Raw genomic sequence first — 11,992 nt, forward strand, 5'->3', positions numbered from 1 at the left:
CACATGCCATTCGGGAAGGGGAGAAAGTGGAGGCTTCTGTTGCCAGGCGCCTCCGGGCCCCGCCTTAGGGTCTGAAGCCTAAGGAGTTAAGTCGGTAATCCGAGCACAGCTTACGCTGCGAGCAGTTCACCTTCAGCAAAGTTGTCATTTGCAACTATGTTGATTTGGGCTTCTGAGGGGGCCCAATCCGGCGAAGGCATCGTCTTTACACGTCCGTCGATCCTGTTTCGGCCCCGTCAGAAACAGGCCGGTGAGAGCCTGAACCTGCTTTTGGTGGAGCCGCCGGGTACCGCCCCCGGGTCCGAACCGCTTATTACACGCGCGTTTATCGCCATAGTCCGAAGACAGGACCAATATAGGGATGATTTGCGGGCGTTGGAAGGGGGGAGGTGCCTCAGCAGATCGTGTCGGCTTCGCCCTGTTCGCCGAAGCCGTCGGCGATGAGGCTGGCGATGGCGGTGACGGCCTCGGCGGCGTCGGGGCCTTCGGCGTTGATTTCCACTTCGCAGCCCGTATGTGCGACCAGCATCATGAGATCCATGATCGAGCGTGCATCTGCCGTTTCGCCCTCATGCGAGACGATGATGCGGGATTCGAATTCCCCCGCGAGGCGTGACAGGCGCGCGGAGGCGCGGGCGTGCAGGCCCTTGCGGTTGACGATGGTGGCGCGCTGGCTTGCGGTGACGGTTTCGGTGTCGGGCATCAATTCGACTTTGTGAGAAGTTCAGAAGCGATATTGATGTATTTCCGCCCGGCCTCTGCGGCAACCTTGGCGGCGTCTTTCAGGGAGAGGTCTCCGCGCACTTCCGCCAGCTTGATCAGCATGGGCAGGTTGACGCCGGAGAGCACTTCGACATTGCCGGTATTCATCACCGACATCGCGAGATTTGACGGCGTGCCGCCGAACATGTCGGTCAGGATGATGACGCCCTTGCCATTGTCGCAGGATTTCGCCGTTTCGCGGATCTGGTCGCGGCGCGCTTCGATATCGTCCTCGACCTCTATGGAGATCGAACGGAATCGGTCCTGTTCGCCGACAACATGCTCTGTCGCGGCGACGAGTTCGCGGGCAAGCTTTCCGTGGCTGACAACCACAATTCCGATCATGGGCGTTTCCGGTTATTAAACTTTACGAACTTGTCATGCTGCCACTGCGAACAGGAGCGTCAACCCTGATTCAGCTGCTGGGCGACTGGGTAGCCCATCTAGTTGCCCGAAAGCCCCAGCACATCGTCCATGTCGTACAGGCCGGCATCCTGGCGCAGGGCCCATGCTGCAGCGCCCAATGCGCCATGTGCGAACACGGCGCGATCAATGGCAGTATGGCTGAGCGACAGGATTTCCATATCGGAGGCAAAACTCACCTCATGCTCGCCGATAACCCCGCCAGAGCGGCGAACGGCGAAGCCGATGCTGCCCGCGCGGCGCTTGGCATCCGGGCCGTCATAGGGCGCGGCGCGTAATTCCGACAGTGGTTTGCCGCGACCGGCTGCGGCCGCTTCGCCCACCATCAACGCTGTGCCAGAGGGCGCATCCACCTTGCGGCGGTGATGGGTTTCCAGGACTTCGATGTCCCAGCCCGGCCCGAGCCGTTCGGCGGCCATACGGGTGAGCGCCTGCAGCAAATTGATGCCGACAGAGAAATTGCCTGCCTTCACGATGGACAGCGTCTTGGCCGCGTCTGCGATTTCCGCCTCTTCTTCGTCGGAAAAGCCGGTTGTGCCGATAATGACGGCGCGGACACTGGTGTGTTTCAGGGAATCGAGCGCCGCCAGCGTCGCGGCAGGGCGTGTGAAATCGATCCAGACATCCGCATTGCTGGCCGCAGCCACCGGATCGGTTGCGGGTCTCAGGTCCAGCAGGCGCCGCCCGGCAAGCTCGCCAATGTCATGGCTCAGGAATTCAGACGCCGGGGCCTCGCTGCCGCCTGTTACGGTGAGGCCAGCGTCCAGCGCCGCGCCAACCAGCTGGCGGCCCATGCGGCCTGCCACTCCGGCCACGGCGACACGCATCGAATCGGAAGGGGATAGATCAGTCATCGCGCCCTTATAGCGGGCTTTTCCGTCAGGGCGAGAGGCGCGCGGGCGCGCGGAACAAATTTCTCGTGTGGAGCGTTTATAGCGCATGGTTCCAACAGATACTCTCTCGCGGCTGGGCCGCGTTTCGTGTGTGATCAACCCGCAATCGGGCAGCACGCCCGCAGACGCGGCAGACCTGATCCGCGCCAAGCTTTCCGGCCTGCCGGATGAAGCAAAACTCCATGTGGCCGGGGAGGGCGATCTGCCGGTGCATGTAGAAGACGCCCTGGCCGACGACCCGGACACGCTGATCGTCTGGGGGGGAGACGGGACAATCGCCTGCGCCCTGTCGCATGCCGGCATGACAGGGCCGGCCATCCTGCCCTTGCCGGGCGGAACAATGAACATGCTGCCGACCCGCGCACTGGGCGGCGATTATGATTGGGAAACGCTCATGGACGCGGCCCTGAAGGGCGGACGTGTCAGGCCGATGCCCTGCGGAGAGATTGTCGGCGGTCCGCGCTTTTTCGTGGCCGCGATGATGGGCGACATGACACGCTTCACCCAGACCCGCGAAGCGCTGCGCGAAGGCAATCTGATGGAAGCGGCGGAGATTGTGCATGATTCTTCGGCGCTGGCTCTGCGCTCCAATCTGCATTGGAAAGTGCCTGGACAAACCCTGCGCAAATCGACGGCCGTGACGGTGAACATCAATGCTGACACGCCGGGCAAGCTGGAAGTTGCGAGCGTCGACCCGGAAGGTCTGCTCGGACTGGCGAAGATTGGCATCGAAATGCTGGTAGATGGCTGGCGGAATGCCGAGGACGTTGATCTTCTGCTGGCGGATCAAATCGAGGTTACCAATTCCGAGAAGGACCGCATCAGCCTGACGCTGGATGGGGAGCTGCGTGAAATGGCGTCACCGGTTCAGTTCCAGCGTGTGGATTCTGCGGTCAAGATCTTCGTGCCTGATCTGTCCCAATGACCCTGATTGCACAGATTTCCGACGTTCACTTCGGCGCCGAAGATGAGCGGGCCATTGCCGAAGCCGCCGCCTGTATCGAAGAGGCGGGGCCTGACATGCTGGTTCTGTGTGGGGATTTGACCCAGCGGGGAAAGCGTTCTGAATTTGAAGCTGCGGCGACCTGGCTTGATCAATTCGATCTGCCAAAGCTGGTCGTGCCCGGAAACCATGACACACCCATGTTCAATCTTGCTGCTCGCGCGGCTGAACCGTTCAAGCGGTTCAAGAGCCTGTTCAGCGACTTGTTCGATGTGGCAGAGGCCGGTGAAGCGATCGCAGTTGGACTCAACACTGCGCGTGGCTGGCAGGTGCGGCGCAACTGGGCCGAGGGGACGGTCAATCTGGATGATCTGGATGAGGCGATCATTCGCGCGGCTGAATCTGATGCCACGCTGAAGATGATTGCCTGTCATCATCCGTTCCATTCTCTGCCGGCCGCGCCCTTGCGCACGCGCACACGTCGGGGCAGGCGCGCCTCTGACAAGGTTGCGGCGAGCCATGTTCAAGTGTTGCTGACAGGGCACGTCCACACACCATCCGTCACGCTGCGTCAGCGCGCGAATGGATGTTATCTCGCCGTATCGTCAGGCACATTGTCTGTGCGCCTGCGAGCTGAGCCGCCATCCTTCAATCTGGTGCGGCTGGAAGACGGGAATGTCTGTGTGGATCGGTGTGACATGCGCAGTGACGGGCCGAAACTGTCCCGCATGGGCGAATTTGAAGCCCATGCCAGCGCGTGTTCCTGATCGCCTACTGAGTGCCGCCGGTTTCAAAACTCGCCTGTAGCTCGGCGCGGATTCGATCCACCAGCAAATGTACCTTGGGCTGAAGGTGTCTGGCCTGCGGGTAGACGGCCCAGATGGGTTCGGGCTCCGGGCGGAGGTCTGCGAACAACTCCACCAACTCACCGCTTTCAAGATGCGGCGCGACATAGAAGAGAGGCAGTTGGCCGATACCCGCGCCTGCCAGCAACGCATCCAGCACGGACGCGCCGGAATTGCATTTCAGATTTCCCCGTGGACGGATTGTTTCATGCTGGCCGCCGTGCCGGAACCGCCAGTTGCTGGATGAGCCGATGATGCAATTGTGGGATTTCAAATCATCCAGCCGGTCCGGCGTGCCGTTGGCGGCAAGATAGGCCGGGGCAGCGCAGACCAGGAATTGCCGCCTAGCCACGCGAGAGCTGATCAGGCGGGAATCTTCCAGCTGGCCAGTTCGGATGGCAAGGTCAAATCCCTCGGCGATCAGGTCTACGAGGCGGTTCGAAAGGTCTAGCGTGATTTCGACTTTTGGATAGTCCTGACAGAATTGCCGGACGATCGGCGAGATGTAGCGCTCGCCAAGCGAGGTGGAGCAAGTGATCTTGAGTTCGCCCTGAGGCTCGGTGTTTCCGCCCACGACTGCGAATAATTCGTCGCGCGCGCGGATCAGCGCTTCACACTGGCTGAGCACGGTGCGGCCCGTATCTGTCAGGGAGACTTTCCGCGTCGTGCGATAGAGTAGGGGTGCGCCGATGGCGTTTTCGAGTTTGGTGACCGCGCGGCTGACGTGAGACGTCGACACATTCAGCATTAGGGCCGCAGGCTTGAAGCCCATACAGGTGGCCACGGCCACGAATTCCTCGATCCCATCCCAGCTCGCGCGCATTATCCCAATCCTGCAACAATGAATTTCGAATTACCTACTTTATCGCTGAATTCGCAAGAGTAGTATGGCAGGCAAACTGAATGGAGTTCCCTCATGAAAACGCGCGCTGCTGTCGCCTTTGAAGCCAAGAAACCGCTGGAAATCGTCGAACTCGATCTGGAAGGCCCGAAAGCGGGTGAAGTTCTGGTCGAGATCATGGCGACGGGCATTTGTCATACGGATGCCTACACGCTGGACGGGCTCGATTCCGAAGGCATCTTCCCGAGCGTTCTGGGCCATGAGGGCGCGGGCATTGTGCGTGAAGTGGGCGCGGGCGTGACGAGTGTGCAGCCGGGTGACCATGTGATTCCGCTCTACACGCCGGAGTGCCGCCAGTGCAAAAGCTGTCTCTCCGGCAAGACCAATCTCTGCACGGCGATCCGCGCGACGCAGGGCAAGGGCCTGATGCCGGATGGCACGACGCGCTTCAGCTACAAGGGCCAGCCGATCTATCACTATATGGGCTGTTCGACCTTTTCGAACTTTACCGTGCTACCGGAAATCGCTGTCGCGAAAATTCGCACCGACGCGCCCTTCGACAAGGCCTGCTATGTCGGCTGCGGCGTGACAACGGGCGTGGGCGCGGTGGTGAACACGGCGCAGGTCCAGGTTGGCGACAATGTCGTCGTGTTTGGCCTCGGCGGCATCGGGCTGAACGTGATCCAGGGCGCGAAGATGGCCGGGGCGGACATGATTGTCGGTGTCGACGTCAACCCGTCTAAGAAAGAGTGGGGCGAGAAGTTCGGCATGACGCATTTCGTCAATCCGAAGGAAACTGCCGATGTGGTCGCGCATCTCGTTGAGCTGACCGATGGCGGCGCGGATTATTCCTTTGACTGTACCGGCAATACGGATGTGATGCGTCAGGCGCTGGAATGCTGCCATCGCGGCTGGGGCACGAGCGTCATTATCGGTGTGGCCGAGGCCGGCAAGGAAATCAGCACACGGCCGTTCCAGTTGGTGACGGGCCGCAACTGGCGCGGCACGGCCTTTGGCGGCGCGAAGGGGCGCACGGATGTGCCGAAGATTGTCGACTGGTACATGAACGGCAAGATCCAGATCGACCCGATGATCACCCACGTCATGAAGCTGGACAAGATCAATGATGCGTTCGACCTGATGCATGCGGGCGAAAGCATTCGGAGCGTGGTGGTTTACGACTAGGTCGGTCACGTCCAGAGTGGTCGGGAAGGAGCCATCCATGACCATTGTAAAACGCAATCTTGACATCTACCGCACGCGCCTGATCACGCTGCAGAACATCCTTGGCCGGGCCGAGGCGGAGCTGTTTCCGGATGACCCGGAAAAGACAGCCCTGCTGACGGCCCGGCTGGCCGAGGACATGCTGCCGCTGCCCAACCAGGTCTGGTTTGCATGCCGTCAGGCAGAATTGCTTCTGGGCAAGCTGAATGACACGCCCGTGAAGGAGTTCGAGGTTGATACGGCGAGCTTCGCGGACCTGCAGGCGCTGGTGGCCGAGACGATTTCCCGGATCGAGGCGCAGGCCGACACAAAGGAAAGCTTCGCCGAGGCGAAGACCCCGCTTGAACTGCCCGGCATGCCGACGCTTTCCATGACCGGCCAGGACTATATCGATGAATGGCTAACGCCGAATTTCTATTTCCACCTCGTCACCGCCTACGACATCCTGCGGGCCGAAGGGTTGGCGATCGGCAAAGCAGACTATTTGAGCCATTTACGCCCGCTGCTGGCGGCGGCTATGGCTAGCTGACGCGAGGGGAGGCCGAAATCCCTCTGGCGCTGTTTCGGCGGCTGAGGCACAAATTCCCCATCCATAAGGAGGAAACACATGTTCAGTCACGTCATGGTCGGCACGAACGACCTTGAGAAATCGAAGAAATTCTATGATGCGCTGTTCAAGGCGCTGGGCGGGCGCGAGGCGATTGTCGATCCGAAAGGGCGGCTGATCTATCTGCACAATGGCGGGACGTTCCTCGTGACACCGCCGATTGATGGCGAGCCTGCCTGCCACGCCAATGGCGGCACGATCGGATTTGCGGTCGACAGCACCGAGCAGGCCGATGCCTGGCACAAGGCCGGGATCGAGGCTGGCGGCACCGCGATTGAAGACCCGCCAGGCTGGCGCGAAGGGAATGGCATGAAGCTGTACCTTGCCTATCTGCGCGACCCGGACGGCAACAAGATCTGCACCATGATGCGCGGCTAGGCCGGTCAACTAAACACACGGTTCAGGGCGGCGCGATTGCGTCGCCCTTTTTGATTCCCTAGGGCAGATTTGCGCGCGCTGTATCCTGGCGCGCCATGCAAGACAGGAACTGATTTATGCTCACTCACATCATGATGGGGGCCACCAACCCCAAGGCCTCCATTGCGTTCTATCAGGCGGCGCTCGGCGCGGTTGGCGTAACTGCGACGGTCTCGCCAGACGACCGGGCCTACTTTTCAAAGGATGGCCTGATGCTCATCGTAGCCCGGCCCGCCGATGGAAAGGATGCGACCTGCGCGAACGGCCTGACCATCGGTTTCCGGGCGCAGTCTGCGGAAGAAGTCGACGCCTTCCACAAGGCAGGTATTGAGGCGGGTGGCACGGATGAGGGCGCGCCGGGACTCCGCCCGAATGCGCCGGGCAAGGCCTATGGCGCCTATCTGCGCGATCCGGATGGCAACAAGATCTGCGCCTTTTGCCAACTGGCTGAGTAAGGCCCCAGCCCGCAGGATGGAAAATCAACCTGCGGGCCTCGCCTTGCCGCTCAAATCGCGGCATGGTCTGCGCATGACAGAGTATACGCATTTCACGCTGATCGCTGACGGACATGTGTTCGAGCCGAACGAGAATTACGGCACGGAGATTGGCGCATGCATCATGGGCATGAAAGTCTGGGCCGAGGATGCCGAACAGGCCGCCGACATGATCGTCCAGATCGGCAAGCGGCTGGGCTTCAAGGTCGATGGCGAACTCCAAGTCTACCAGACCGAGCCGGAGATCGCCGCCGAGGACCAGCCATTCGGCTATGATGTTCAGTTTACGTCATATGCTGACATGGTCGACGAGGATGACGATGAAGACGACATCGGCAACGCCACCATTCATTAAGCGGCCAGGGCGATCCGGTAATCTGTCCGCGCAAGGCGCGCAGGCAGGCTGAATTCCTTCAGCGCGCTGCCGCGAATACGCTCCAGAAGATCATCCGCGCGGGCTAGCGCGTCGCCCTCCAAGGCGGAGTATGCGTCCAGTGCCGCCTGAAGGCGCCAGAGCGGAAAAGTGCGCGCCGCCGCCGGGCCTTGAGTGTCTTCGATATCAATCTCGATTTGCCCGACTGCACGCGGCACATGCGTGCCGGGGGAGGCGGTCTCGGCCCAGGCGCCGAACAGTTCCGCCGTCTGGTGGAGGGCGGGGAATTGTTCCCGCATCTGGCGGGCAAGGATCGGCACCAGTGTCAGCGGAATTTCGTCATTGGGCAGCAACTCGCCCTCAGCCGGAGAACCTGCCTGTACACGCTCCACCCAGTCGGCAACTTTCGGCGCGTAGCGCTTCATCAGGTCGCCGGATGTCGGGTCACGATAGAGGTGAGCATAGAGCGGGCCATAGAGCGCAAAGTCCGCCAGCGTGGCACGCCCCCCCAGCGCATAGGGGTGTACTTCCAGATGGGTCGAGAATTCCCGCAAGAACGCTTCATAGCTGCGCTCGATCGCCGGCGCAGTGGTCGGGGAAACGCCAAGCGGCGGCAGCGCGCCCTTGAAGCGTTCTCCATTGCGCTTGCCGATGTCATATTGTTCCGGCGCCGGGCGGTCCGGCGCAGAGATCGCGCCAAACTCCTGATAGGCCCAGTCTTCATTGTAGTTCCAGCGATAATGCATCGCCGGCAGGACGAGCCACTCATCTGCATAGAGCTGCAGCAGCTGCGCGACGAAAGCCTGAACCGGCGTGTCCGGAATTGCGGGAGGGGAGAGCCCTTCCGCCGCCTCGACATGGGCGATGATGTCGGCGGTATCCTGCACGATCTCTCCGCTCGGCGTCTTCATCACCGGAATGACCGGCCAGCCAACCGAGGGCAGGATGATGTCGCGGTAGACCTGTTGCGTCGCCAGCTCCTCGACATAATCCACGCCGCGCCAGTCGAGATAGGCGCGCGCCTTGCCGGTGAAATAGCTGACTTCGGCGCCGTAGAGTGTGTAGCCTGGCATGATACGGTTTTCGTTCCTGTGTAGTCGATGTTGTGCAGTCTGCTGAAGGAAGGTCACGCCTAGTCGCTGAAGCACCTTTGACGCGTGCCATATTTCGTCTCTTCAACATTGTAGCAGCGCAATTCGGACTGCTTCTGATAGGGCGGCTTCCAGTTCAGCAGCTCGTCATAGGCGGCGTCGATTTCGGCACGGCGCGCGGCTTCCCGGCGATTGGCGGCGTCCCACTCGGCCTGTTGCCGGGCTTTCTCACGCATCACCTGATTGTAGTGACGTTCCCAGGTCTTGCGGGCCAGTGGCAGCACATCCGGCGGGATCGCCGCGCACAAGGCTTTGTCAGGGGCGCCCCAACGGTCGAAGACTCTGGCGAGACCGACGAAATCCTCTTCAGCCTGACTGAACTTGCTCCAGTCATGGGCAATGTTGCGCGAATACCAGATCGCCGCCTGGCAATTCCCGCCCTGAACATAGGTTTCGGCGAAGGTCTGGTCGCGCCACATCCAGCGTTCAACAAAGGCCTTCCAGTCATTCTCGTTCCAGATGTTCGGCTTGTTGTTCCGGAATTCCTCCTCGGCCCCATAGGCCTCGAACAGTTTCGGGTCCTGCTTCGCGACCCAGTCGCCCAGCTCCTGCGGCATGGCCGGGCATGCCTGTCCGGCGGCTTGTGTCTTCTCGAATTGCAGGGCCCAGCTGATGCCGCTGTCCGGCACCGGATCGACGATGAAACTCATCTTGTCCCGATTGATACCGCCAAAGACGTAGGAATAGGCGATCTGGCAACCATCGAGCGTGCCGAAACGCTGATAATCGTTGCGGGCCAGAAGGCGCTCGCGCTTGGACTTTCGCAGATATTCGTCCTCGCGGACCTGCTTCTCGGCGGCAGCCTGCGCCGCTGCAGCAGCCTCTGCTTCCCGTGCCGCGATCTGCACGGGATCTTCAAGGGCGGCATAATTGTTGTCGTCATAATACTGCATGAAGGTGGGTATCAGCTCGATGGGTGCAACGCCGCATCGCGTCGCCCCTTCATCAGGCTTGTTGCGCACCTGATTGATCAGGTAGTAGGCGAGCATGCCCCATTCCCTGTATCTGGCGATCTGGGCGTCGGTCATCGGCGGCGCCTCGCTGCGGTAATATTCTCCGCGGTAAAACATCGTCTGTCCGGCGCGAAAACAGATATCGATCGGCAGGTCCGTTTCGGTCAGCTCGACCTCATCGAGATAGATGCCCTCGCCGGCGGAACCGAAACAATCGCCGACGACCGCCATCGCGTTGCGCACGGCGCTCGCCGGCGGCGGGTTCTTGAAATAGGCCGTGGAGACGCCATTTTCCGGCACGTCGAACTGGCTGAGCTCATTCGCGATATTATAATTCAGCGGCAGTCCACATTCGCGCTCACCATTGAAGCACGCCGCAAAACTCTTGCGGGACACGTATTCCATTTCGTTAAGGAACTGGTCGCCGGTGACATGCCACTTCAGGATTATCGTCGCCATCGAATTATCCGGGATGAACCAGTATTTCGTCCCATCACTTCGATAAGTTGTATTGTAAAAATTCTCGGAAATCATGCATTGCTTGTTCTGCTCATAGGGCGTCCAGTCCCGCTGAACGGTCTGTGCCTGTGCACTCGCGGCAAACGCCGTCACAACCCCCAAAAGAGTCAGCAAAATCCGGATCATACGCGTCCCCTTAAGCATGCATGTCTTGTGCGGCCGTATCCCCGGTGTTTTCGGAATCAAGACCGGTGCGACCTGTGATGATGGTTTCCTTGTACCAGAGGCGAAGTCGAAGGGAATCCCAAGTTTCGCGGTTTCAGCGAGTTGAGCCTGTTTTTTTCCGATTGTCTTCGTTTTACTTGGCGGGGTCTTTGCGCCACTATCGCCAACATGCGTGGAGTGGCGTATTCGAGGCCCAAAAGGGTGCTGAACCTCGAGGGGCGGCGGCCACCAAAGCAAAACCGAAAAGGATCATGGCGTGCAACCAATTGAAGTTTCTTCGTGGCAATCCTTTGGCGGCACGCTGTCTGTCCATGATCATGAAAGCGCCTTGCAGAACTGCACGATGCGGTTTGCGGTCTACACCCCCTCGCAGGCGAACCCCGAGAAGGTGCCCGTGCTGTGGTATTTGTCGGGCCTGACCTGTACCTGGGCCAATGTGATGGAGAAGTCCGGGTTGCAGCGTGCGGCCTCGAAGCATGGCATCATGATCATCGCGCCGGACACCAGCCCGCGCGGCGAGCATGTGCCGGATGATGAGGCCTATGATCTGGGGCAGGGCGCAGGATTTTACCTGACGGCGACGCAGGAGCCGTGGGCGAAGCACTACAAGATGGACGAGTACATCACCGAGGAACTGCCGAAGGTGATCGCGGAGAATTTCCCTTATGCGGATATGAGCCGGCAGGGGATCTTCGGCCACTCTATGGGCGGTCATGGCGCGATCACGCTGCACCTGAAACATCCGGATGTTTACAAATCCTGCTCAGCGTTCAGTCCGATCACCAGCCCGGCGCAGGTGCCATGGGGCCAGAAGGCATTCGGCGCCTATCTCGGCGCGCCTTCGGTTGCATGGGAGCAGTATGACGCGACTGAGCTTGTCAAGGAACGTCAGACCAAGGCGACCATCCTGGTCGATACGGGTACGGCAGATACTTTCCTTGAGCGGGAACTGAAGCCCGAGATCTTTACCGAAGCCTGCGCAAAGCATGGCCAGCGGCTGGATTACAATCTACGCGATGGGTATGGCCACGACTATTACTTCATCGCGACCTACATGGACGAGCATATTGCCCACCATGCGCGGGCGCTTGGCAGCTAGGCACCATCCGGCCCTCCCGGGCTAAACGTGTTCGGCTTCCAGATAGGACATCAGGCTGGCCAGATCCTCGCGAACCAGGAGGCTGGAGAACTCGCTGTCGCCTCCAAATTCCAGCCATGTGCCGGATTCGTCATGCGGACGCAGCATGCGCACATGTTCAATATTCACCACGCGCACCTTGTCATTGTTCTTCTGATGCAGGACGAGGAATTCAGCCATGGCAAGTCACGCTCCGGATTGTTGAGCCTGCGTGTAACACCAGTTCACTTATCTGCAAATGACG

The 11,992-nt window shown here is 60.3% G+C and carries 15 protein-coding genes and 1 other RNA gene; 8 read left to right on the forward strand and 8 right to left on the reverse strand.

Going from position 1 to position 11,992, the window contains the following annotated elements; all coding sequences use genetic code 11:
* Positions 1-25 precede the first annotated feature (25 nt).
* The 4 genes from ssrA to dapB form a co-directional block, all read right to left on the reverse strand.
* Positions 26-385, reverse strand: a transfer-messenger RNA (tmRNA) gene (gene ssrA / locus HF931_RS08030).
* 9 nt (positions 386-394) lie between these two features.
* Positions 395-703, reverse strand: a complete 309-nt coding sequence (locus HF931_RS08035; protein WP_035546710.1) for an HPr family phosphocarrier protein — start codon at positions 701-703, stop codon at positions 395-397.
* The gene (locus HF931_RS08040; RefSeq protein ID WP_035546707.1) at positions 703-1,107 is read right to left on the reverse strand and encodes a PTS sugar transporter subunit IIA; all 405 of its coding nucleotides are present in this window, start codon (positions 1,105-1,107) and stop codon (positions 703-705) included. Before HF931_RS08040 ends, HF931_RS08035 begins: the two co-directional genes overlap by 1 nt.
* A gap of 98 nt (positions 1,108-1,205) precedes the next feature.
* Positions 1,206-2,039 (reverse strand): 4-hydroxy-tetrahydrodipicolinate reductase, encoded by an 834-nt coding sequence (gene dapB / locus HF931_RS08045; protein WP_273242972.1) that lies wholly within the window; start codon positions 2,037-2,039, stop codon positions 1,206-1,208.
* An 85-nt stretch (positions 2,040-2,124) separates the two neighbouring features.
* Between dapB and HF931_RS08050 the strand changes: the two genes are divergently transcribed.
* On the forward strand, positions 2,125-3,003 hold the full coding sequence (locus tag HF931_RS08050) for a diacylglycerol/lipid kinase family protein (protein WP_273242974.1): 879 nt from the start codon (positions 2,125-2,127) through the stop codon (positions 3,001-3,003).
* Entirely contained in the window at positions 3,000-3,788 is a 789-nt protein-coding gene (locus HF931_RS08055; protein ID WP_273242976.1) for a metallophosphoesterase family protein, read from the forward strand. Before HF931_RS08050 ends, HF931_RS08055 begins: the two co-directional genes overlap by 4 nt.
* A gap of 4 nt (positions 3,789-3,792) precedes the next feature.
* On the opposite strand, the gene HF931_RS08060 is transcribed toward HF931_RS08055, so the two are convergent.
* Positions 3,793-4,689: a LysR family transcriptional regulator gene (locus tag HF931_RS08060; protein ID WP_273242978.1), complete on the reverse strand. Its 897-nt coding sequence runs from the start codon at positions 4,687-4,689 to the stop codon at positions 3,793-3,795.
* A 93-nt stretch (positions 4,690-4,782) separates the two neighbouring features.
* On the opposite strand from HF931_RS08060, the gene HF931_RS08065 reads away from it, so the two are divergent.
* From HF931_RS08065 to HF931_RS08085, 5 genes are all read left to right on the forward strand, one after another.
* Positions 4,783-5,892 (forward strand): S-(hydroxymethyl)glutathione dehydrogenase/class III alcohol dehydrogenase, encoded by a 1,110-nt coding sequence (locus tag HF931_RS08065; RefSeq protein WP_273242980.1) that lies wholly within the window; start codon positions 4,783-4,785, stop codon positions 5,890-5,892.
* A 37-nt stretch (positions 5,893-5,929) separates the two neighbouring features.
* Positions 5,930-6,460, forward strand: a complete 531-nt coding sequence (locus HF931_RS08070) for a DUF1993 domain-containing protein (RefSeq protein WP_273242982.1) — start codon at positions 5,930-5,932, stop codon at positions 6,458-6,460.
* Between the two features lie 78 nt (positions 6,461-6,538).
* Positions 6,539-6,916: a VOC family protein gene (locus HF931_RS08075; protein WP_035546694.1), complete on the forward strand. Its 378-nt coding sequence runs from the start codon at positions 6,539-6,541 to the stop codon at positions 6,914-6,916.
* Positions 6,917-7,032: 116 nt separating this feature from the next.
* Positions 7,033-7,410, forward strand: coding sequence for a VOC family protein (locus HF931_RS08080; RefSeq protein WP_035546691.1), 378 nt, complete (start codon positions 7,033-7,035; stop codon positions 7,408-7,410).
* A 16-nt stretch (positions 7,411-7,426) separates the two neighbouring features.
* Entirely contained in the window at positions 7,427-7,804 is a 378-nt protein-coding gene (locus HF931_RS08085; RefSeq protein WP_273242984.1) for a hypothetical protein, read from the forward strand.
* Here HF931_RS08085 and HF931_RS08090 read toward each other — a convergent pair.
* Both HF931_RS08090 and HF931_RS08095 read right to left on the reverse strand, forming a co-directional pair.
* Positions 7,801-8,895: a glutathione S-transferase family protein gene (locus tag HF931_RS08090; protein ID WP_273242986.1), complete on the reverse strand. Its 1,095-nt coding sequence runs from the start codon at positions 8,893-8,895 to the stop codon at positions 7,801-7,803. The genes HF931_RS08085 and HF931_RS08090 overlap by 4 nt on opposite strands.
* Positions 8,896-8,954: 59 nt before the next feature.
* Positions 8,955-10,571 (reverse strand): hypothetical protein, encoded by a 1,617-nt coding sequence (locus tag HF931_RS08095; RefSeq protein ID WP_273242988.1) that lies wholly within the window; start codon positions 10,569-10,571, stop codon positions 8,955-8,957.
* Between the two features lie 295 nt (positions 10,572-10,866).
* Between HF931_RS08095 and fghA the strand changes: the two genes are divergently transcribed.
* Positions 10,867-11,709: an S-formylglutathione hydrolase gene (gene fghA / locus HF931_RS08100; protein ID WP_273242990.1), complete on the forward strand. Its 843-nt coding sequence runs from the start codon at positions 10,867-10,869 to the stop codon at positions 11,707-11,709.
* Between the two features lie 21 nt (positions 11,710-11,730).
* On the opposite strand, the gene HF931_RS08105 is transcribed toward fghA, so the two are convergent.
* Positions 11,731-11,928 (reverse strand): hypothetical protein, encoded by a 198-nt coding sequence (locus tag HF931_RS08105; protein ID WP_035546675.1) that lies wholly within the window; start codon positions 11,926-11,928, stop codon positions 11,731-11,733.
* Positions 11,929-11,992 lie beyond the last annotated feature (64 nt).

It is taken from the genome of Hyphomonas atlantica corrig. (genome assembly GCF_017795365.1).
Classification (GTDB): Bacteria; Pseudomonadota; Alphaproteobacteria; order Caulobacterales; family Hyphomonadaceae; genus Hyphomonas; species Hyphomonas atlantica.

What these genes read in the sequence shown, in the direction of transcription:
- HF931_RS08035 (WP_035546710.1), bottom strand. Translation starts at nt 703, where the DNA reads ATGCCCGACACCGAAACCGTCACCGCAAGCCAGCGCGCCACCATCGTC.
- HF931_RS08040 (WP_035546707.1), bottom strand. Translation starts at nt 1,107, where the DNA reads ATGATCGGAATTGTGGTTGTCAGCCACGGAAAGCTTGCCCGCGAACTC.
- dapB (WP_273242972.1), bottom strand. Translation starts at nt 2,039, where the DNA reads ATGACTGATCTATCCCCTTCCGATTCGATGCGTGTCGCCGTGGCCGGA.
- HF931_RS08050 (WP_273242974.1), top strand. Translation starts at nt 2,125, where the DNA reads ATGGTTCCAACAGATACTCTCTCGCGGCTGGGCCGCGTTTCGTGTGTG.
- HF931_RS08055 (WP_273242976.1), top strand. Translation starts at nt 3,000, where the DNA reads ATGACCCTGATTGCACAGATTTCCGACGTTCACTTCGGCGCCGAAGAT.
- HF931_RS08060 (WP_273242978.1), bottom strand. Translation starts at nt 4,689, where the DNA reads ATGCGCGCGAGCTGGGATGGGATCGAGGAATTCGTGGCCGTGGCCACC.
- HF931_RS08065 (WP_273242980.1), top strand. Translation starts at nt 4,783, where the DNA reads ATGAAAACGCGCGCTGCTGTCGCCTTTGAAGCCAAGAAACCGCTGGAA.
- HF931_RS08070 (WP_273242982.1), top strand. Translation starts at nt 5,930, where the DNA reads ATGACCATTGTAAAACGCAATCTTGACATCTACCGCACGCGCCTGATC.
- HF931_RS08075 (WP_035546694.1), top strand. Translation starts at nt 6,539, where the DNA reads ATGTTCAGTCACGTCATGGTCGGCACGAACGACCTTGAGAAATCGAAG.
- HF931_RS08080 (WP_035546691.1), top strand. Translation starts at nt 7,033, where the DNA reads ATGCTCACTCACATCATGATGGGGGCCACCAACCCCAAGGCCTCCATT.
- HF931_RS08085 (WP_273242984.1), top strand. Translation starts at nt 7,427, where the DNA reads ATGGAAAATCAACCTGCGGGCCTCGCCTTGCCGCTCAAATCGCGGCAT.
- HF931_RS08090 (WP_273242986.1), bottom strand. Translation starts at nt 8,895, where the DNA reads ATGCCAGGCTACACACTCTACGGCGCCGAAGTCAGCTATTTCACCGGC.
- HF931_RS08095 (WP_273242988.1), bottom strand. Translation starts at nt 10,571, where the DNA reads ATGATCCGGATTTTGCTGACTCTTTTGGGGGTTGTGACGGCGTTTGCC.
- HF931_RS08105 (WP_035546675.1), bottom strand. Translation starts at nt 11,928, where the DNA reads ATGGCTGAATTCCTCGTCCTGCATCAGAAGAACAATGACAAGGTGCGC.